This window comes from Bacteroides sp. HF-162 (genome assembly GCF_015679285.1).
Taxonomy (GTDB): domain Bacteria; phylum Bacteroidota; class Bacteroidia; order Bacteroidales; family Bacteroidaceae; genus Bacteroides; species Bacteroides uniformis.
Map to the genome: position 1 here is coordinate 1,567,599 of NZ_CP064937.1, position 21,280 is coordinate 1,588,878.

General features: G+C 48.2%; 13 protein-coding genes. 4 read left to right on the plus strand and 9 right to left on the minus strand.

Annotated elements, in window-relative coordinates:
• The first annotated feature begins 58 nt into the window (after positions 1 to 58).
• Positions 59 to 1,516 carry a rod shape-determining protein RodA gene (gene rodA, locus ITJ87_RS06150; protein ID WP_061412063.1) on the plus strand — a complete coding sequence of 486 codons (1,458 nt, stop codon included), beginning with the start codon at positions 59 to 61 and terminating at the stop codon, positions 1,514 to 1,516.
• A 317-nt stretch (positions 1,517 to 1,833) separates the two neighbouring features.
• Here rodA and ITJ87_RS06155 read toward each other — a convergent pair whose 3' ends face one another.
• From ITJ87_RS06155 to ITJ87_RS06175, 5 genes are all read right to left on the minus strand, one after another.
• A complete protein-coding gene (locus tag ITJ87_RS06155) occupies positions 1,834 to 2,319 on the minus strand; it encodes a gliding motility lipoprotein GldH (RefSeq protein ID WP_117966327.1) in 486 nt (161 codons plus the stop codon).
• Complete coding sequence (locus tag ITJ87_RS06160) at positions 2,297 to 3,670, minus strand: regulatory iron-sulfur-containing complex subunit RicT (RefSeq protein WP_181980950.1); 1,374 nt, start codon at positions 3,668 to 3,670, stop codon at positions 2,297 to 2,299. Before ITJ87_RS06160 ends, ITJ87_RS06155 begins: the two co-directional genes overlap by 23 nt.
• Before the next feature lie 73 nt (positions 3,671 to 3,743).
• Positions 3,744 to 4,871: a DNA polymerase III subunit delta' gene (locus tag ITJ87_RS06165; protein WP_117966333.1), complete on the minus strand. Its 1,128-nt coding sequence runs from the start codon at positions 4,869 to 4,871 to the stop codon at positions 3,744 to 3,746.
• 65 nt (positions 4,872 to 4,936) lie between these two features.
• Positions 4,937 to 5,890 (minus strand): methylenetetrahydrofolate reductase [NAD(P)H], encoded by a 954-nt coding sequence (gene metF / locus ITJ87_RS06170; RefSeq protein ID WP_117599230.1) that lies wholly within the window; start codon positions 5,888 to 5,890, stop codon positions 4,937 to 4,939.
• 91 nt (positions 5,891 to 5,981) lie between these two features.
• Entirely contained in the window at positions 5,982 to 7,889 is a 1,908-nt protein-coding gene (locus ITJ87_RS06175; RefSeq protein WP_117599231.1) for a fimbrillin family protein, read from the minus strand.
• 340 nt (positions 7,890 to 8,229) lie between these two features.
• Here ITJ87_RS06175 and metA point away from each other — a divergent pair, with 340 nt between their 5' ends.
• The 3 genes from metA to ITJ87_RS06190 are packed head-to-tail and all read left to right on the plus strand — an operon-like array spanning position 8,230 to position 12,142.
• Complete coding sequence (metA, locus tag ITJ87_RS06180; RefSeq protein ID WP_117599232.1) at positions 8,230 to 9,147, plus strand: homoserine O-succinyltransferase; 918 nt, start codon at positions 8,230 to 8,232, stop codon at positions 9,145 to 9,147.
• 32 nt (positions 9,148 to 9,179) lie between these two features.
• A complete protein-coding gene (locus ITJ87_RS06185) occupies positions 9,180 to 11,045 on the plus strand; it encodes a U32 family peptidase (RefSeq protein WP_117966336.1) in 1,866 nt (621 codons plus the stop codon).
• Between the two features lie 41 nt (positions 11,046 to 11,086).
• Positions 11,087 to 12,142: a hypothetical protein gene (locus tag ITJ87_RS06190; protein WP_117599234.1), complete on the plus strand. Its 1,056-nt coding sequence runs from the start codon at positions 11,087 to 11,089 to the stop codon at positions 12,140 to 12,142.
• A gap of 5 nt (positions 12,143 to 12,147) precedes the next feature.
• Here the strand turns inward: ITJ87_RS06190 and ITJ87_RS06195 are convergent, their stop codons facing one another.
• From ITJ87_RS06195 to ITJ87_RS06210, 4 genes are all read right to left on the minus strand, one after another.
• Positions 12,148 to 14,604, minus strand: a complete 2,457-nt coding sequence (locus ITJ87_RS06195) for a TonB-dependent receptor (RefSeq protein ID WP_117966390.1) — start codon at positions 14,602 to 14,604, stop codon at positions 12,148 to 12,150.
• Positions 14,605 to 14,867: 263 nt separating this feature from the next.
• Positions 14,868 to 15,476: a LuxR C-terminal-related transcriptional regulator gene (locus ITJ87_RS06200; protein WP_117599236.1), complete on the minus strand. Its 609-nt coding sequence runs from the start codon at positions 15,474 to 15,476 to the stop codon at positions 14,868 to 14,870.
• Between the two features lie 88 nt (positions 15,477 to 15,564).
• The gene (locus ITJ87_RS06205) at positions 15,565 to 19,557 is read right to left on the minus strand and encodes a hybrid sensor histidine kinase/response regulator transcription factor (protein WP_117966339.1); all 3,993 of its coding nucleotides are present in this window, start codon (positions 19,555 to 19,557) and stop codon (positions 15,565 to 15,567) included.
• Positions 19,558 to 19,652: 95 nt separating this feature from the next.
• Positions 19,653 to 21,275: an NAD(P)/FAD-dependent oxidoreductase gene (locus ITJ87_RS06210; RefSeq protein WP_117966342.1), complete on the minus strand. Its 1,623-nt coding sequence runs from the start codon at positions 21,273 to 21,275 to the stop codon at positions 19,653 to 19,655.
• Positions 21,276 to 21,280 lie beyond the last annotated feature (5 nt).

Consider the following 21,280-nt stretch of genomic DNA (forward strand, 5'->3'; position numbering starts at 1 on the left):
AGGGATGAACGGTGAGTGACTTCAATAGTAAATAGTAAATCGTAAAATTGTAAATAAATTGGTGACGAGGAGAGATAGCATATGGAAATCATTGGACTGGGTGACGATTGTCGTTTACCTGCTGCTGATTGTATTCGGCTGGTTCAGTGTTTGTGGAGCAAGTTATGATTATGGTGACCGTGACTTTCTGGACTTCTCTACGCGTGCCGGCAAGCAGTTTGTCTGGATTATATGTTCCTTCGGGTTGGGGTTTGTGCTGCTGATGCTGGACGATTCCCTCTATGACATGTTCTCCTACCTTATATATATAGGGCTGATGCTGTTGCTGATTGTCACGATATTCATTGCGCCCGACACGAAAGGGTCGCGGTCGTGGCTCATCCTGGGGCCGGTCAGTTTGCAGCCGGCGGAGTTTGCCAAGTTTGCCACGGCGCTGGCGCTTGCCAAGTATATGAGCGCCTACTCGTTTACGATGAAGAACTGGAAAAGCTCCCTTATGCTGGCTTTCCTGATTCTCTTCCCCATGTTGCTGATTATCCTGCAGCGGGAGACGGGTTCGGCATTGGTGTACTCTGCATTTTTCCTGATGCTTTATCGGGAGGGAATGCCGGGCGTGGTACTGTTCTCGGGTATATGTGCAGTGGTCTACTTTGTGGTGGGCATCCGTTTTGATGCGGTGATGATTGCCGATACGCCGACGCCTATCGGAGAATTTGCCGTGTTGCTGATGGTACTGCTTTTTGCCGGAGGAATGGTATGGGTTTATAAAAAGCGTTGGGAACCCACGCGGAATATTATCGGCGGTTCGCTGGGAGTGCTGCTCGTGGCTTATCTGATTTCGGAATACGTGGTACCCTTCAACTTGGTGTGGGTGCAGTGGGGGCTTTGTGCACTTGTTGTCGGGTATCTTGTCTTTCTTTCTTTAAGCGAGCGCCATTTATCTTATTTTCTGATTGGGCTGTTTGCTTTGGGTTCGATAGGTTTCCTCTACTCCAGCGACTACTTCTTCAATAAAGTGCTGGAGCCCCATCAACAGATACGTATCAAGGTGGTGCTCGGTATGGAAGAGGACCTTGCTGGTGCCGGCTATAACGTGAACCAGTCGAAGATAGCCATCGGTTCCGGGGGGCTGACCGGCAAAGGTTTCTTGAACGGTACGCAGACAAAGCTGAAGTATGTGCCGGAGCAAGATACGGACTTCATTTTTTGCACCGTGGGTGAGGAGGAAGGATTCGTAGGGTCTACGGCTGTACTGTTACTGTTCCTTATTCTTATTTTACGGCTGATTGCCGTGGCCGAGCGGCAGCAATCTCCCTTTGGCCGGGTGTATGGTTACTCTGTGCTTAGTATATTCTTGTTCCATCTATTCATCAATATAGGCATGGTGCTGGGACTGACCCCCGTCATCGGTATCCCGTTGCCTTTCTTCAGTTACGGAGGTTCTTCTCTTTGGGGATTCACAATCCTGCTGTTTATTTTCCTGCGGATTGATGCGGGACGTAATCGCCGAATTTAGTTATGACCGTTTCCTTGTGGGACATACGAATGGACTTGATTATCATTACATTGCATTTGCACATTGTTGACATCGTAATGTAAAGGCTGTTACATCGCATTGTAACGTCCTTTACGCTGTATTGTAACGACCTTTACACTATATTGTAACGCCCTTTACATGCTGGTGTAACGGCCGATACATTCTGGCGTAAAAGACGTAACGCTATGAGGTAAGAGGGCAAGTTATGATACCCCGCCCGTTTCCGCTTCAAGGAGACGTGAGTGGGAGACTGAGATGGTTGTTAGAAGAAGGTGATAAAGAACAATAGGGAGTTCCTATCTCTTCAGTTTGATGCCGATGTCATTGATTCCTTGCAGCCTTTCGTCCGGTAGCGTATAGGCCACTTTAAAGAGGTAGGTGCCGGGTTTGCCGATTTGAACGCTTCCTGCGGAGACGGCAGTCTGATAGAGACCTCCCCAGCCGTCACCTTTCCAGATCCCTTCTTTGTCCGCCAGGATTAGCTGTATGGTGTCTGCGGGGGAAGGGATGGAATCTGCGGTGGTGTAGCAGATGGATAGAGGTAGATTCTGATAGGGGTAGTTGCTTCGGTTACGAACTTCCAGAGACAGTTTGTAGTAGGTCAGTGAGTCGGTGACCTTCACGTCGAAAGAGAGCGTGTCTTCGCGCGGCCAGCCTTCGGTGGGGAGGGATTGGAAGGAATGGTATACGGTCTGTTTGTCGCAAGCGCTCAGCAGGCTTGCGACAAACAGTAGTATGATACCTTTCAGGCAGAGATTCCTATTCTTGAGCCGGTTTGTCATTTTGGGCAGGTCTTTCACCTTGAGGTTTGGGCTTATTGTTACGGGGCGGACGACGGTTGTTATTGTTCCGTTGTTGACGTTCGCCTTGTTGCTGTTCACCTTGTTTGGGTACTTGCCGGTCTTGTTTCTGTCTCGGTTGCCGGTCTTGCCTGGATTGTTCTCTCTGGTTGTTGGATTGGGGAGCACCCTGCTCACCTCCTTGCGGACGACCGTTCCCACTCTTTTTCTTTCTCTTGTTACGGCTGTTGTTGCTGTTCTCGTTACCGTTGCTGTCACCGCCACTCTTGCCTTTCCGGCTGCGGTCAAAGCGTGTGAGGCTCTCTTGTTCCAGCAAGTCCACCGGCTTTTTGGGTTCGGAGCGATGGGCTTCTTCTATCAAGCTGTCGGGCTTGATGCCACGTTTGTTCAAACCGATAATCTCGAAGGCGCGTCTGCCGCTGATGGTCACCAGGTTGGCAGGGATGTTCTTGTCGCTTGAGTAGGTTATCTGGTTGCTCAGAATGTCGGCTTTGAAGAAGAAGAACTCGCCGTCTTTGGTTTCCAGGGTAATCTCGCGTGAGGGCAGGCGTTTCTGTGCTTCCACGTAGCAGTCCACTTCGTAGTTGAGGCAGCACTTCAGCTTGGCGCATTGTCCGGCAAGTTTCTGCGGATTCAGTGATATGTCCTGGAAGCGTGCAGCGCTGGTAGATACCGACACGAAGGAGGTCATCCAGGTGGCGCAGCAGAGTTCGCGTCCGCAGGGACCGATGCCACCAATGCGTCCGGCTTCCTGGCGGGCGCCAATCTGTTTCATCTCGATGCGCACGCGGAAGGCGTCGGCAAGGACCTTGATGAGCTGGCGGAAGTCCACACGCTCGTCGGCGATGTAGTAGAAGATGGCTTTGTTGCCGTCTCCCTGGTATTCCACGTCACCAATCTTCATGTTGAGGTTGAGGTCCAGGGCAATCTGGCGCGAGCGTATCATGGTGGCGTGCTCGCGGGCTTTTGCTTCGTTGTACTTCTCCATATCTACGGGCTTCGCCTTGCGGTAGATGCGTTTGATGTCTGCCTCGGACTTGATATTGGCTTTCTTCATTTGCAGCGGCACGAGGCGTCCGGTCAGGGTCACCACGCCGATGTCATGTCCGGGGGTGGCTTCTACGGCTACGATGTCGCCTTTCTCCAGGGGTATCTTGTTGCTGTTGCGGAAATATCCCTTGCGGGTATTCTTGAACTGAACCTCTACCAGCTCGCTCTCATCAGCATTGCCCGGAATGTCTGCCAGCCAGTCGTAGGTGTTCAGTTGCTTGTCCTGCCTGCCGCAACTCTTGCAGCAGAGACCTCCGCTTCCGTTATGTAGTTTAAATTCCATCATCTGTTTATTTACTATTTGACTATTTACTATTTACGATTTGATACTTTGCATTTCATTATCTTGCCACTTTTCATTGTTTCAATAAAACAATCATTTTGAGGGAGAAGTCGAAGAACACCATGCGGGCGTTCACGTTCTGCTCGATGTGGCGCTGCGCTTCACTCAGTTCGTCCATGATGCCCACGACGTTACGCTCGTTGACAAAGGGGGCGAAGCGGGTGGCGAAGTTCTGTTCGGGCAACGTCATGTAGTTCATCTCCTTGCGGTGCAGGTTGTAGATGAAGTTCTCGCGGGTCATACGCTGGCAGTAGTCCAGGAAGTTCTTCTGCCGTTCGCGTCCCATGGCGGCAAGCTGCTCGCTCCATTGTTTCATTTCCCGTATCTTGCGCTGGTAGGAGAGTCGCATCAGGCTGACAAAGAGATTGAAGAACAGTTCGTTCTCCTCGTTCAGATGGATGGTCTCCAATGCTTTGATAAAGTCTCCGTTTGCCAGGTGGGCTATGGTCTCGCTGTCGCGGGGCTGCACTCCGTACTTCTGCTGTAAGGCTCCTGCTATGTCAACTTCTTCAATCTTGGGGATGTTGAAGCGTTGCGTGCGGCTGAGGATGGTGGGCAGTATCATTTCCGGAGCTTCGGAAATGAGGAGGAATATCGTTTTCTCGGGCGGCTCTTCCAGCAGCTTCAGCAGCTTGTTGGCGCAGACTTCGTGCATTTTTTCGGGCAGCCATACGATGGTGACTTTGTAACCTCCTTCGCTGGATTTCAGACTGAGCTTGCGGGTTATCTCGTCGCTTTCTTTGGCATAAATGATGGCTTGCCCGTTTTCGGCATCCATCTCGTTCAGCCAATGATTCAGTCCGAAGTAGGGGCTGTTCAGCAGCAGGTGCCGCCAGTTGGTGATATAGTCGTCGCAGACTTCCTTTTTCCCTTTGGCACTCTTGACGATAGGGTATACGAAGTGTACGTCCGGGTGCACCAGCTTGTTCCATTTCACGCAGGAGGGACAAGTACCGCAGGCATCGGTTTCCGTCCGGTTGGGACAGCAGATGTAGCGGGCATAGGCAAGTGCCAATGGGAGTTTTCCTACTCCGGCAGGGCCACAGAAGAGTTGTGCGTGGGGGATACGTCCTTCCTGCACTTCTTGTATCAGCCTTTGCTTGGCTGGCTCTTGGCCTATTATGTCCTTGAAACTGAACACGGGGTAATGAGTTATAAGTTATGAGTTATTACTTGTGATACTATCATTTGTCAATTATCAATTGTTCAGTATATTTGTTTGGCTACTTCCTTGATGCTGTCTGTAGCTCCTACCGAGTAGAAGTGGAGGCTTGGGACGCCATGGGCTATCAGCTCTTTGCACTGCTGCACGCACCATTCGATGCCTACTTGCTGGGCTTCTGCGTCGGTGTTGCACTTCAGAACCTCTTGGGTCAGTTCCTTGGGCAAATCTACTTTGAACGTCTTGGGTATCATGCTGAGTTGTGACAGCTTCTTGAAGGGCTTGATGCCCGGGATAATCGGGATGGTGACACCGGCTTGGCGGGCGCGTTCCACGAAGTCGAAATATTTCCGGTTGTCGTAGAAGAGCTGGGTCACGGCATACTCTGCACCCATTTCCATTTTCTTCTTCAGCCAGTAGATGTCTGTATCCATGTTGGGGGCTTCTTCATGCTTTTCCGGATAGCAGGCTACGCCGTACGAAAATGGGGTATTGGTAACTTTCATCTCGGAGCCGTCCACAAAGATGCCTTTATTGAAGTTGTTGATTTGTTCTTGTAGTTCGACGGCGTGGTGGTAACCGTTGCCTACGGGGATAAACGAAGATTCGTGCTTTGCCTTGTCGCCACGAAGCACCAGCAGGTCGGTGATGCCGAGGAATTGCAGGTCGAGCAGCACGTACTCCGTCTCCTCGCGGGTGAAGCCGCTGCAAAGGATGTGCGGCACCATGGTGATGTTGTACTTGTTCTGGATGGCAGCAGCTACGGCTACGGTGCCGGGGCGGCGGCGCAGGCGGTTTCGCTGGAACAATCCGTTGCCGAGGTCTTTGTACACGTACTCGCTGCGGTGCGTGGTGATGTTGATGTATTTGGGGTCGAATTCCCGTAACGTATCTATGGTCTGATACAGCTTTTCGATGCCCGTACCTTTCAGTGGTGGCAATATTTCAAAGGAAAAAGCTGTTTTTTCGTTACTGTTTATCAGGTCGATTACTCTCATTTCTCTTTCGTTATCTTTGTCCGATTGGCAAAAATCTTGCACATTGGGAACAAAAATACAAAAAAGAAATGAGAAATGTCGAAATTGCCGGCTATTCTTTTATACAGCGGATGGAAAGAGCTTTATAGTAGGGCTTGCCGGTGACATGGGCGGCGCTTGAGACAAACTCGTCGCTTTCGCCGAGAAAATAAATGGTGCTTTCCGAAAGGGTATGCTTTGTATGATCCCAACTCCAGAAGGCGGTCATTTTGTTTGGACTGTTGTGCCCCTTGTTGTACCACATTCCTACGGGAAAAGCATTGAACCGGGTATAGTTGTTGACGGGGGCTACTTCACCGGATACCATTGTCTGCCATTCTCCGGCTTTTAGTATGGAGCTGTCGTTGCCGGTATAGCTTTTCAGCTGTTCCCAGTCTGCATCCGATGGTATTTTCCAGCCTTCGGGTACCAGCTCTCCTGCCAGTATGGCTTCTCCATTGTAAAAATAAATATCATACTTATCCGGCTTGTAATATCCGGCTTTGTCTGTTCCCAAATCAATCTGTTTTTTCAAGGGAGTTCCGTCACGGTAGGTGGTGGCATGGAGTTCTTTACCCATCCAGTATTGGGCTCCAATCTTGACAATGGGGTATTCGGTAGACACTCCTTTTCTGATGTCTCGAAGGGTGTAGCATGCCACATTCACCTTGATGGCGTTTTCCGGCTTTTCCAGAAGTAGTTTATGGCTGTTGTCTATATAGAGCTTGTCTATGCCGGTATATTCCCCTTTAGTGTAGGTAAATCCATAGTCGTCTGTATTCCAGCTTATTCTTCCTCCGCAGATGGTGTCTTTACGGTCCGCAAGCTGTAGGATGACGCCATTGCTCAGGTCGGCCTTTTCATTTTTACCTATGGGATAGGCTATAACGGCTCTGGAAGTCAATGACGCTGATTTGAGATATTCCTTGCAGACTTCTGCAATGGGTATCCCTTCGTGATAAATTCTGTACACATTTGAAAGAGAAAAGGAGAGAGCGGAAATATGTATGGCAGTGTAATCTTCCATATTGTCGGTGTCGATGGGAGGGAGGCTGCTCCATTCCTTGATTTTGCCGGCAAAGCTACTCAGGACGTTGCTGTTGCTCTGCATGGCTGATATGTTGATGATACATTGCGTGCTGCTACTCATTTCCACTTCGGGTATTGCACAACTGTATATACGTCCGCTCCACTCCATAATGAAGGATTGCTTGCCATCATTTATCGTTTGGGGTATGATAATGAATTCCTTGCCGGTAAGTTTGTTGTCTTTGACACTCCATTCACCGGAGGCTATGATGTCTTGTGTCCCCGTAAGATTACTGAAAGTCCCGTCTTCCAGATTATAATCGGCCGAGGTCTTGAGCCCGGTTGCGATGATACGCGGATTGGCTTTCAGCAAATCATTGGCAGAGTTGCTTGTGTCGGGTGTCAGAGAGATTGCCAGTTTGGACAGCTTGTGTTGGAACTCCAGGGTTACAGATTTGGTTTTATTGGTGATTCCTTGCGCTTTAGCTACCAAGAAGTCACTTTGTGCGCGGTTTTTCTCATTGCTTTGGTCTATCTGTACAGATACGGGAAGAACGGGTGTACCGGCAACTACCCCTTCGGTTTGGTAAGGGTGGTAACTGATAAAGTCCAGTGGCACATCTCCTTCCGGATAGAATACTGTCTTTTGGGGAATCAGTGTAGAGCCTTCCGTATATTCCAGAGCCAGATTGTCAATATACCGTTTCCCCTTGATAGAGCCGGAGGAAGTGGTTGCAAACAAGCCCATTTTGTCTCCTTTTTCAAAGGCGGTGTTTGTGACCTTGGTACTGGCCTTTTCTATTTTGATAGAGAACGTGATAGGCGTCGTCCCTTCCTCGATTTCCGCTTCTGATTCTTCGTCAATCCGGTTCACACAAGCTGTATTCCCTAAGGACACGCAGCAGAATAAAGAGGCAGCTAAGACTCCTCTTGCAAGAATAAGTTTTTTCATTATATTATTATTGCGGGGCAACGGTTTTTCCGCTTTCCCAGTTATACTCAATGAACCTTGTCTTAAAAATGTGGATTTAGCAGAGCTATAACCGGTATGGAAAAGTCTTTTACGCTTTTGGATGCTAATTATCAGTATCACGCTTGATGCCGCAGTGCTTTTTAACCTTATTTTTTAATAACTTTTAATAGGTTTCGGGTACAAATGTAATTAAACGTGTTAAATGAAGAGGGATAAATCGATAAAACTTTTATAATTTATTTATCACACTCTGATTTTTTGCCTAACTTTACACGCTAAAATAGTAGACAGTAATAAGTTAAACCATAGATATAAACTCATGCCTTTAAATTTACCCGATAAACTACCCGCTATCGAGTTGCTGAAAGAGGAGAATATTTTTGTCATTGATAATTCCCGGGCAACCCAGCAGGATATCCGTCCGCTGCGTATCGTGATTCTGAACTTGATGCCGCTAAAGATTACAACGGAAACGGACTTGGTGCGTCTGCTTTCCAATACTCCGCTTCAGGTGGAAATCTCGTTCATGAAGATAAAAAGCCATACTTCCAAGAACACTCCGATAGAACACATGAAAACATTCTATACGGATTTCGACAAGATGCGCGGTGAAAAGTACGATGGCATGATTATCACCGGTGCTCCGGTAGAGCAGATGGATTTTGAGGAGGTGACTTATTGGGATGAGATTATTGAAATCTTCGACTGGGCGCGTACGCATGTCACCTCTACGCTCTACATCTGCTGGGCGGCGCAGGCAGGGCTCTATCATCATTATGGAGTGCCGAAGTATGCACTGGATAAGAAGATGTTCGGTATCTTTGAACATCGTACCTTGCAACCGTTGCATCCCATTTTCCGTGGATTTGATGATATATTCTATGTGCCGCATAGCCGCCACACGGAAGTGCGCCGGGAAGATATACAGAAGGTTCCGGAATTGACGCTGCTTTCCGAGTCGGAGGATGCCGGTGTATATATGGCGGTGGCCCGTGGAGGGCGTGAGTTCTTCGTGACCGGCCATTCGGAATACTCTCCGTTGACGCTGGACACAGAGTATCGCCGTGACTTGAATAAGGGCCTGCCCATCGAGATACCCCGTAACTACTATGTGGACGATGACCCGGACAAAGGAGTGTTGGTGCGTTGGCGTGCCCATGCCAATCTGTTGTTCTCCAATTGGCTGAATTATTTTGTATATCAGGAGACACCGTATAATATTAATGATATAGAGTGAGTAGCGTGTCACTTGTCACTCGTAATTGAACAATGATAAAACAACGTAAAATAGAGCTGCTGGCTCCTGCCAAGAATTTGGAGTGTGGCATAGAAGCTGTGAATCATGGAGCGGATGCGGTCTACATCGGTGCACCCAAGTTCGGTGCGCGTGCTGCTGCTGTCAACTCTTTGGAGGATATTGCCGCTTTGGTGGAGCATGCCCATCTGTATAATGCCCGTATCTATGTGACGGTCAATACCATTCTGAAAGAAGAAGAGCTGAAAGAGACAGAGAGGATGATTTGGGAATTGTACCGTATCGGTGTGGATGCGCTGATTGTACAGGACATGGGGATTACGCGGCTGAATTTGCCGCCCATCCCGTTGCATGGCAGTACACAGATGGATAACCGTACGCCGGAGAAAGTACGTTTCCTTGCCGATGCCGGTTTCCGTCAGGTGGTGTTGGCACGCGAACTTTCTTTGCAGGAGATACGCGGTATCCATGAGGCGTGTCCCGACGTGCCGCTCGAAGTCTTTGTACACGGGGCTCTTTGCGTCAGTTATAGCGGGCAGTGCTATGTCAGCCAGGCTTGTTTCGGACGGAGTGCCAACCGGGGGGAATGTGCGCAATTCTGCCGTTTACCCTTCAGTCTGGTAGATGCCGATGGCAAGACCATTGTGCGTAATAAGCATTTGCTTTCTTTGAAAGACCTCAACCAAAGTGAGGTGTTGGAAGAACTGCTGGATGCCGGAGCCACTTCCTTGAAGATAGAAGGCCGCTTGAAGGATGTGACGTACGTGAAGAATGTGACGGCGGCTTACCGTAGGCGACTCGATGCTATTTTTGCCCGTCGCAAGGAATATGCCCGTGCCTCTTCGGGCACTTGCCGTTTCGATTTTCAGCCACAGTTGGACAAGAGTTTCAGTCGTGGTTTCACTCATTACTTCCTGCAAGGAAGGGGAGGGGAGATCACTTCGTTCGATACGCCCAAATCTTTGGGAGAGGAGATGGGCACTTTGAAGGAACAGCGCGGGGGCTATCTCACGGTGGCAGGCATAAAGCCTTTCCACAACGGAGACGGTGTCTGCTTCTTGGATGAGCAAGGACGTTTGCAAGGTTTCCGTATCAACCGGGTGGATGGCAACAAGCTCTATCCGGCAGGGGAAGTGCCCCGTATTAAACCACGTACCCGGCTTTATCGTAACTTCGACCAGGAATTTGAACGTATCCTTACCCGTAAATCCTCCGAACGCAAAATCGGTGTTTGTTGGGAGTTGGCAGATAATTCTTTCGGATTTAGCCTGACGGCTGCGGACGAAGATGATAACCGCGTGACACTTTCTTTCCCTTATCCGAAGGAGTTGGCACGTACACCGCAGGCGGATAACCTGCGCAGCCAACTGGCTAAGTTGGGAAATACACCTTTCGAGGTAGCCGGGCATTTATCAGAAGAGGCGTCGGGTATCAGGCTCAATCTTTCTGCGAATTGGTTCATTCCTGCTTCTGTGGTGGCAGACTGGCGCCGGCAGGTGATAGATAAGCTGATTGAGGCTCGGCGTGTTACTTATCGTCGTGAGCTGGCTGTTTGGAAACCGACCAGCCATGCTTTCCCAGCTACTTCGCTGACCTATCTGGGCAATGTGATGAACAGTGCTGCCCGGAGTTTTTACCGTGAGCATGGACTCTCGTCTATAGCGCCTGCCTATGAGGCACAAGCGGTTCCAGAGGCTGTGCTCATGTTCTGCAAACATTGCCTGCGTTTCAGTATGGGATGGTGTCCCACCTATCAGAAAGGACATTCTCCCTATAGGGAACCTTATTATTTGGTTGGGACGGACGGCAAGCGTTTCCGCTTGTCGTTTGATTGTAAGAATTGCCAGATGAAAGTCATTGCTCATGAAGAGCCGCTTTAATGAAGGACGAAGAATGAGGAATTACTAATAAAGACTTGAAAATGAGGAGTGAGGAACGGGCACATAATGAAAGGCTGGCAAATGACCGGTACCGGGAAGCGGGCAGGGACAAACATCCTTTGCGTTCACTGCGTTCCCTCCTATTCTGCATTCTTTATTTTTTATGCTTCATTGCTTTAGTTTCCTGTCATTATTCCCGTCCTAATCTTGAAGATGAACATCTGTCTAAGGAGACGCGTGATTCGCTGACCTATCTTTTTGAACGGCATTATACTTGGAATACCAATCTGGAAGTGCTGGCAGATTCTGTGAATTTGGCTTGTCTGCCCGTGAAGGACTGTTATAATATGCTTTATCGGGGAGACCGCGTGGTGGTTGCCGAGTTCGCCATCCATCCTGCCGACAGTGTGGATAGTGTATGGGTGAAGCTTGCCCATTCGCAGGAAGTGCAGGGCTGGTTGCGGGAGTCCGAAATGATGCATGCCTTTGTTCCTACAGACAGCATTTCGCAGGCCATCTACTTGTTCAGTGATACCCATGCCTCTTATTTTATCATTATTTTTGCCTTGTTTGTGACAGTCTGGCTGTTCCGGGCTTTTCGGCGCAAGCAGCTAAGGATGGTGTACTTTAATGATATAGACAGTCTCTATCCGTTGTTGCTATGTCTGTTGATGGCGTTCTGTGCCACTATTTACGAATCTATACAAGTGTTTGCGCCGGAGACGTGGCAACACTTCTATTTTAATCCTACCTTGTCGCCGTTCAAGGTACCGTTTGTGCTTTCTGCTTTTCTGATGGGATTCTGGCTGTTTATCGTGGTGTTGCTGGCGGTACTCGACGATTTGTTCCGCCAGTTAAGTCCGGCGGCGGCCGTATTCTATCTGTTGGGGCTGGCCTCCTGCTGCATCTTCTGTTATTTCTTCTTTATCCTTACTACATCTATCTACGTCGGATACTTGTTTTTGGCTGCTTTTGTATGGGTATTCCTCAAAAGGCTTCGTATTTCGCTGCTGGCTTCACGCTATCGTTGCGGCAGATGCGGGCAGAAATTAAGGGAGAAGGGAGTCTGCCCGCATTGCGGAGCTATCAATGAATAAGGAAATCAGAATCTGCATCGTAGTTCTATCCCTGCTTGCACGGGACGTCCTTTCTGCATAAATCCGTTTCCCATACTCTTGAAGTAGAAGGAGGCGTAATCCTTGTTGAGGGCATTGCGCACCCAGAAGTCAATTTGTCCATGTCCTTTCTGGAAGCTGATGCGTCCGTTCAGCGTGCCGTAGAAGGCTTGGCTCACGGTATTTTTCTCGGTCCAGTAGATGCGCCCGGCACCGGTGTAGTTAGCATTCAGCTGGATGCGGTCCAGCCAGTACCCCGGACGGATGCGGAAGATGTACTGACCGCCCACGTTCATGGTATGCTTGGGAACAAAAGGTACATACTTGCCATTGTAGCTGATTTCCTGAAGCTCACCATTTACTTTTTCGTTGGTGATGTAGTCCTTAAAGATGGCACGAGTATAGCCATAACTTGCATTCAGCGTGAAATCCGTAGTAACGGCAGCTGTCAAGGCAATCTCTGCCCCTTGGCTGCGGCTTTTACCGGCATTTGCCGTTTCACGTCCCAGTCCACTTGGGGCGAAACGTGAAATCTGTTGGTCGCGGGTTTCCAGCCAGAAGATGGAGGCGTCGGCATGCAGACGTCCGTCAAACAGATTCAGGTGAGTTCCTATTTCGTAGTTCCAGGTTTGTTCGGGTTTATAGACAGTGGCAGATTTTGCATCCGGATTCTCTCCTGCATCGGGGAAGTATTTGCTCACCAACTCTTTGTAGGCATCCGGTACGTTGGACATAATCGCCTCTTTGCTTTGCCGCATCATGTCGTTTTTCAAACTGGATTGCAGCAAGTCGGAGAACATCTGCACGTTGTAGCCTCCCGAACGGTAACCTTTGCTGACCGTAGCGTAAATGTTTCCTCTGTTTCGCGCAAAGTCATACTGCAAAGCAAACTTGGGCAACAGCTGAAGATAATCTTTGTCGATACTTCCCAGGTAGCGAGACTCTACGGTCAGCGCTGTCTCCGGCATCATCTCTATTTCGCGGATGACGACATCGCCTCGCTTCATTTCTCCCTTGATGCCCACCTTGTACTCCAGGCTGGTGCCGGAGTTGTAATCCATGTTCATACGTTCATAATCCAAACGTAGCCCGGCGGTGAAGGACACTCCTTTCAGCCCGAATAAATCTCTGAAGGTGGATTGATGAAAGAGCGCCCCATTCAGCAGCGGAGTGTCGAAACTGCCTTCGATGGGCATAGCCCGGCTGATGATGCCCAGTGAGGGCAGGATATTCATGCTCATGGACGGACCCATCTCTATTTGTATTTGTGATGGAATGACACTACCCAACATCTGGTTCAGCATCCCCATTCCGGCTTCTTTGAAGGTTACGGGAGCTTCCGTATTCAGCCATTGGTAGAAGCCGAAGGCACCGGTGGTCCATTGCCAGCGGTTGCCGCTTTTACTCTTCAAGATGATTTCCTCGCTCAGTGCGTGGGAGCATTGTTTCTGTTGCAAGGTATAGATGTCGTTGGCGGTGAAGTCTTGGTCTATGTCCATGCAGTCCTTTAGAAACTGGTAGCCGGTGACCATGCTCAACGTGAAGTGCTGTGCCTGGTATTCCAGGTTCAGACCGGTGTTCAGCAGGTTGCGGTAATAGTTGCTTCGGGCATTGTTGGAGACCTTTCCAATGTAGGGTTTCATCGCCTCGCTCTGTGCTTCGGGGGCCAGGCTACCTTGATAGAAATACGGGTATCCTCTCTGGTCGCTGTATTCGTAGTTGATGTTCAGGTCCACCTTCCAGTTGTCCGAAGGGAGGTAAATGGCGCGGATGCGTCCGCCTGCCGATTGCCCCTTGTCCGCTTTCTCGTCCCTCACCGTGTTGCGGAAGAATCCTCCTTGATAATCGTAAAACCCTCCGGTGGAAAAGGCGAACCGTTCCGAAAGCCGATGATAGTGGGTCAGCGAGGTATTATAGGCATTGTGCGTACCTGCCCCCATGCGGAAGTCCGTTCCCTGGTAGGAGAAGGGAGATTTGGTGTGTACCTTAATCAATCCGCCCATAGCATTGCGCCCGTAGAGCGTGCCTTGCGGACCGCGTAGCACGTCGATGCGCTCTACGTCGGCATAGCTGAAGTCGAAGGCTGACTTGTCTATATAAGGTATATTGTCTACATAAAGTCCTACGGAGGGAGTGTTGATGCGTGAACCTATGCCGCGGATATAGACAGCCGAAGTCAGTCGAGATCCGTAGTCGGGGATAAATATATTGGGCACTACGGATGTCAGATTCTTGATGGAGTTTACTTGTGCGTTCTGCATGTCCTGTTGCGAAAGCAGGGTGACGGCAGTGGGCTGCTCGCGCAGTTTCCGGTTTTCTTTTGGGGTAGCAATGACGGTTATTTCCTCTACGTCTACCACTTTCAAAGTGTCTGCCTCTTCGGCAAGTACATTGCCGGTTGCCAAAAGGCAGAAGATGCCGGCTAAAATTCTATATCTGTTCATAAACTGTTTTTTTGTACCTGCAAAGTAAGGGGATTCTTGCGGAAGGGGCAATCCTCATTTATTAGGATTTCGTTCTTGGAGTGCTAATCTTAAATCGTTCTATCATGTGGAAAATATCGTTCCATCGTGGAGTAAAAATCGTTCCACCATGGTGGAACGATTTTTACTCCACGATGGAACGATTAAACTTTGGCATACAAGTACACTGATTAGGGCGGAGCCTTTCTGAAAAACTCCGCTTCTGATGTGTTCCGGTTGCAGGATTATATTCTGTCGGCTTCCACATATCCGTGCATGACTGCATAGATAGTCAGCCCGGATACGGACTTGATGCCCAGCTTCTCGGTGATATTCTTGCGGTGTGAGATGACGGTGGTCAGGCTGATGTTCAGTTTGTCGGCAATCTCCTTGTTGATGAGGCCTTTGGTAATCAGCACCAGCACTTCTATTTCTCGGGCGGAAAGGTCGTGGCTGGTGGTGTCTGGTGCCATGTTTGCGTGTCCGGCAGACTCCGGTCTGCCTTGGTGCAGGTGGTATTGGTCTCCGTATTGACGCAGCTGCAGAATGTTCTTTGCCAGGTTCTGTTCGTCCTGATAGATGTTCAACGTCGGCACGCTCGACAATTGGGGAACGGTTTCACCGTTGACCAGCACAATGGTTTTGGGTTTGCGCTCCAGAAAGAAAGCGGTATGCTCGAAGTAAATCTGCGAGGAGATGAAGTAATGCACATACATGTCAGGCGTATCATCCATCAGCTCACCAAAGGAACGGAAAGAGCGGATGACGGCTGTCGGGATGATTTCCTCCAGCAAGTTCTGCAGTCCCAGGCAGGAGAGGGTGTTGGAGTCGACGATTGCTATTTCAGGAGTCATTCTCGTTTTTTGTTTCTGCAAAAATACGGATAATTTTTTAGGGTTTGGCTGTGTGGGGCTGCAAAATGAAAAATTCTCCTATGCAGAACTATTCTCCCTCTCCTTTGGGGGAGCGGGGAGTGTCTCCTTTCGCATATTGGCTGGGGCTGACATTGAAATACTTCTTAAAGACTTCCCGGAAGTATTTCCCATCGCAGAAACCGGTTCTTTCTGCGACTTCGGTAATAGAATATTTTCCCTCTTTTAGTAAATTGGCAGCGTGTTTCAAACGAATATTCCGTACGAAATCTGCCGGGGCCTGGGCGGTTAGCGCTTTCAGCTTGTTGTAGAAACTGGTGCGACTCATGTTCAGGAGAGAACATAAGGTGTCTACTGTGAAATCGGGATTATCTATGTTATCTTCGATGTTCTTCTTTACATTGGACATGAATATCCAATCAAGGCTATTGGAACAAGTAGCTGTAGGAGGTTCCTCTTCTGCTGCATTGATTTCCAAATCTGCATACTTCTTACGTAGCAATGCACGGTTGGCAAGCAGATTGGCTATACTGGCTTTCAGTATGTTTATGCTGAAGGGTTTTACAATATATTCGTCAGCACCGATCTGGAGACCTTCAAGAATGTTTTTTTCATCTCCCAGTGCCGTCAGCAGTAGTATCGGGATATGGGAAGTTTCGATGTCGCTCTTGATGGCTGTACATAATTCGTCTCCTCGCATTTCCGGCATCATGATGTCGGAAAGAATCAGTTCTGGCCAGAATTGTTTTACAATAGCAAGCGCTTCTTTGCCGTTACCGCATACTTGCACGTTGTAATTGGGGGAGAATGACTGGAGCAGATAGTTTCGTAGCTCGTCATTGTCCTCTACAATCAAGATACGTTGCAGTTTGTCCTTGTCTTCGGTCAGGAAAGAGTCGGTACGTTCCGAAGGAGTAATGGGAACGTCCAGTTCATAGGCAGACTTCTTCTCTTTGATTGCCAATGTGAAGTGCTTGAACTGTTCTTTATCTTTGGGCAGGGTGATTCTGATAGTAGTGCCTTGATGTTCGGTACTTTCAATGTGTATTTTGCCATTGTGCAGGTTTACCAGTTTCCGTACCAGCATTAAACCGATGCCACTCCCCGTGGTCTTGGAGTTAATGGCGTTTGTACCACGGAAGTGCATCTTGAATAATTTCCTTTGTTCTTTGGCTGGAATCCCTATGCCATTGTCTTTGATCTCCAGTCTCCACGTATTTCCAATGTCATATACGGAAATGAGTATGTCACCTTTTTCAGGAGTATATTTCAAGGCATTGGATATGACGTTCTTCAGGATGGAGTCCATTTTCTCTTTATCGAACCACACATTCATGTAACTGAAGTTACTTTCATATCTGAAAGAAATGTGCTTTATGGCAGCGTATGTACGGAAAATATTGTATATCTCCTTTATATAAGTATTCAGTTCATATTCTGCTATGTACAGATGGGAGGAATATACTTCTGCCCGTTCGAAGTTTATCAGATTGGTGGTCATGTGCAGGAGTGAATTGACATTTCTCAGTGCCATGTACATATTGTTGGTCTCGGCTTCGTTCAATGTCTTGTTTTCAAGCATTTCTTCCAGAGGTGCCTTTATCAGTGTCAATGGCGTGCGGATATCATGTGCGGTATTGACAAAGAAGCGGGTTTTCTCATCGGATATCTTTTTTTGTTTTCTCAGTGCTATGATACGAAAACCGGTAATGAACATCAATGCCGCCAATAAAACATAGCAAGCTATAGCCCAAAAACTGAACCAGACGGGACGCGCAATGCTGATGTCGATACTTCGCTCTTCAAAATAGAGATACGGCTCTTCCTTGGATACCGCCCGTATGCAAAGCTTGTAATCGCCCGAGGCAAGATTGGTGAAGCGGAGATGCCCTTCTTCACTCAGTCGGTTCCAGTCATCGTAAAATCCTTCCAATTTCCAGTAGAAAGTGACATTGTCCGGTGCGTCATAATTAATGGATGAAATGTTGAGAGAGAAAGTGTTCTGGTTATATTTCAGCTTTAACCGGTCTGTCTGGTTGATGTTTTCCTTCAAGGGGGAATTCATACTGCCGGGAAAGACTGTCTGATAGAATATCTGAAAATCGCTGAGTATCATGGGGGAGTAGATGTACTTGGGAAGACGGGTTCCTTCGGGGAATTCGATGGCTCCGTCTGTGCTGCCAAAGACAAAACCCTTGTTCTTGCGTAGCGTTCCGGAAGAGGCGCTGAAGCAGGAGGACATCAGCCCTTGCTCTTTGGTCCAGTTGTGGAATATCTTCTCCGCAGGGTGGAAACAGCTGATCCCGTTTTCAGTGCTCATCAGGATATGCCCGTCCGACTCGGGGAGTATGGTGTAGATGTTGTTTGAAATCAAGGCACAATTGTCCTTATGATAATGCTTGAACGTACTGTCCTTTGCGTTGTATACAACCACTCCGGAGCCGTTTGTTCCTATATATAGAGAGAGGTCTTCCGCTTGGTAAAGTGTGTTGATATAGGTCGCCTCTTCCTGCAAGGCGATATATTGGAATCTGCCTGACTCTCTGTCCAACAGATATAGTCCGGTACTTGTCCCAATCCACATGTGTCCGTCGTCCTTTTCTGTAATGGCGGTGATGGAATTTATTCCGGGATACAGACGGACAGAATTCAGGGACAAATCGAAGCACTTCAGATTGTAGAACCCTCCGGACCAGATATATCCTTTGGAGTCTTTTACAATGTCGCGGATATACTTGTCAGGACGAATGTTGTCCGGATTGAGCAGGTAAGGGGAGAAATATTCTACCGAGAGTGTCCTTTTATTTATTTTGTATACTCCCGAAGTATATCCTCCTGCCCAAATAATGCCGGGTGATACCTCGCATAGCGTAATGAAGATGTGGTTCTTGTCTTTCAGTTGATGGTCGAAAGAGCTCAGGAATGAATGCCACTGCCCGGTTTTTGATTGATAAAGGCTGATTCCGTTGCTTGTTCCGAACCATAGGTCTCCGTCACTGTCTTCAATGACAGAGTGCACCTGGTCGTTGACCAGCGATTGTCTGTTTCCGATGGAATGCTTTATCCAGTTGTAGTTTTTGTACCGGTTGTCTATAATGGTAATCCCTTCCGGGTAGTTGGCTATCCATATCCGCTTTTCTTCATCAATATAAATGTCATTGATGTTATTGCTGTTCATCTCATTGTAACTTTTGTAGCTGGAGGTGATGTACGGTTCCGAGATGCACGAGTTCACATTGATTTTGTGTATGCCCATACCTTCTGTTGCTATCAATAGTTCTGTCCGGTTCAGAGGTCTGATTCGGGCGATGTTTACATCGCTCAAATCTGTATTGGAGTGTATAATTCGTTGTTGCCGTATGTCGTAGGCAAAGACTCCTTTTTCAAAAGTACCGATGAAAAGTCTTTGTGACTCTTGGTGGAAATAGAGTGCACTGATTTGGGCCCGGATTTTGTCAAGAGGTTCAAGAGGGACAATCTGCAATGTTTTGTTTTCGAGTTTGACGTATCGCGCTCCCTTGCTGGTGCCCATGAAGAAGTGGTTATTGTCTATTTGTTCGATACTTGTAATGCTCCTTTTTAATTCATTGGGCATTTGATGGGTTTCTCCGGTCTTTGTGTCATAGAGAATGATACTGTATTTGCTACATAGCCAAATTCTATTATTGTGATCCATATAGCTACAGCTGATATTGACCGATGCTTTGGGCAGTTTATATATCCTGTTGAACGAATCGCGTTCTTGGTTATATTGAAAAATGCATCCGGATTTGCCTATTACCCATAATTTCCCTTGGTCTTCAAAATATAGCCAGCCAAGATGGATGGGGGAGTTTGACTTTTTATCTTCTTCAATTAATTTGTAATGTTTGATGTCTTTTCCATTGTACCGGTCTATGCCTTCGTTGGTGAGGAACCACATGTAACCTATTGAATCCTTTTGAATGTCGAAGATTCTGCGGTTACTTAATCCGTTTTCCACTCCGATGTATTTATAGGTTTGCGCTGTGGCAATGAAAGGTAAGAAAAATAGAAAGCATACAATGTTTCTGATGAATCTCATATAAATATTTCTATAAATACAATAAAACAATGTATATGTGATAATTGTTTACAAATTAAACGATAAAATAAAAATTTGAATGTAAATATTATAGCTTAATTAAAGAATGCCTTTGCCGCTTCCGCACATCGTTCGCCGTCAATTCCGGCAGAAACAATGCCGCCAGCGTATCCGGCGCCTTCTCCGCAGGGGAATAGTCCTTTTACGCGTACATGTTGTAGTGTCTCCTTATCTCTTGTTATGCGTACCGGAGCCGATGTACGGGTTTCCACTCCAATCATGACCGCCTCATTCGTCAAGAACCCCCGGCTGTATTTCCCGAATAACTGAAAACCTTTGCTCAGGCGTTCTGCAATGAAAGAAGGCATCCAGAAGTGGAGAGGCGAGGAGACCAATCCCGGTGCATACGAAGTTTCCGGCAGGTCGTAACTTAGTTTTTTCTTAGTGAAGTCTGCCATTCTCTGTGCCGGTGCTGTCTGCTTCATATTGCCTTGTTGCCAGCAGAGGCGCTCCAGATATTCTTGAAAGTACATCATGCTTAATGGGGAATTGACGGTTGGCAATTGACAATTAGCCGCGCTGTCGTGCTGCATAGAAATTGTAAATTGTAGATTGTCAATAGTAAATTGCTCTATGTCTTCCGGGCGTAGCTCTACCACCATTCCCGAATTGCTCCAACGGGAACCGCGGTTGCTGGGACTCATCCCGTTGACTACAATCTGCTCGGGACCGCTGGCGGCGGGCACAACAAAACCACCGGGACACATGCAGAAGCTATATACTCCTCGTCCGTCTACCTGGTTTACAAAGCTATATTCGGCGGCAGGCAGATATTTTCCCCGTCCGTTCCGGTTGTGATATTGTATTTGGTCTATTAAGGTGGCGGGATGTTCCAGTCGTACGCCTACCGCAATGCCTTTAGCTTCAATCTCTACATTGTTGGCGGCAAGCCAGCGGTATACATCCCGGGCAGAGTGACCGGTGGCAAGTATCACCGGACCGAGGAAAATCTTGCCGGTATTTGTTTCAATGCCTTTGACTTCATCCTTCTCTATGAGCAGAGCGTCCATGCGTGTTTCGAAGTGAACCTCGCCACCGCACTGGATGATAGTGTTCCGCATGTTTTCAATGACACGCGGCAGTTTGTCCGTACCTATGTGCGGATGTGCATCTACCAGTATAGAAGTGGAGGCTCCATGTTGGCAGAAGACGTTCAGAATCTTGTCTACATTACCGCGCTTTTTGCTGCGTGTGTACAGCTTGCCATCCGAGTAGGCTCCGGCACCTCCCTCTCCGAAGCTGTAATTGGACTCCGGGTTGACGAGTTGCTGGCGGCTGATTTGCGCCAGGTCTTTCTTGCGTTCCCGTACGTCCTTTCCACGTTCCACAATGACGGGGCGCAGACCGAGCTCTATCAGGCGCAGAGCGGCGAAGAGTCCTCCGGGACCGGCGCCTACCACTACTACTTGGTTTTTTCCTTCTACATTATTATATAAGGTATGTTGATATTCGTCCTCTTTCGGCATTTCGTTCAGATATGCCCGTACGTTGAGGTTGATATAGATGCTCCGTTGGCGGGCATCGATACTGCGCTTCAAGATGCGCGTTGCTGTTATTTCCCCTGCATTCAGTCCTTTCTCATGTACTAAGTACTCTTTCAGGCGTTGCTCGTTTGCCGCTACTTCGGGCAATACGCGCAGTTGGTATTCTTGTATCATAATGA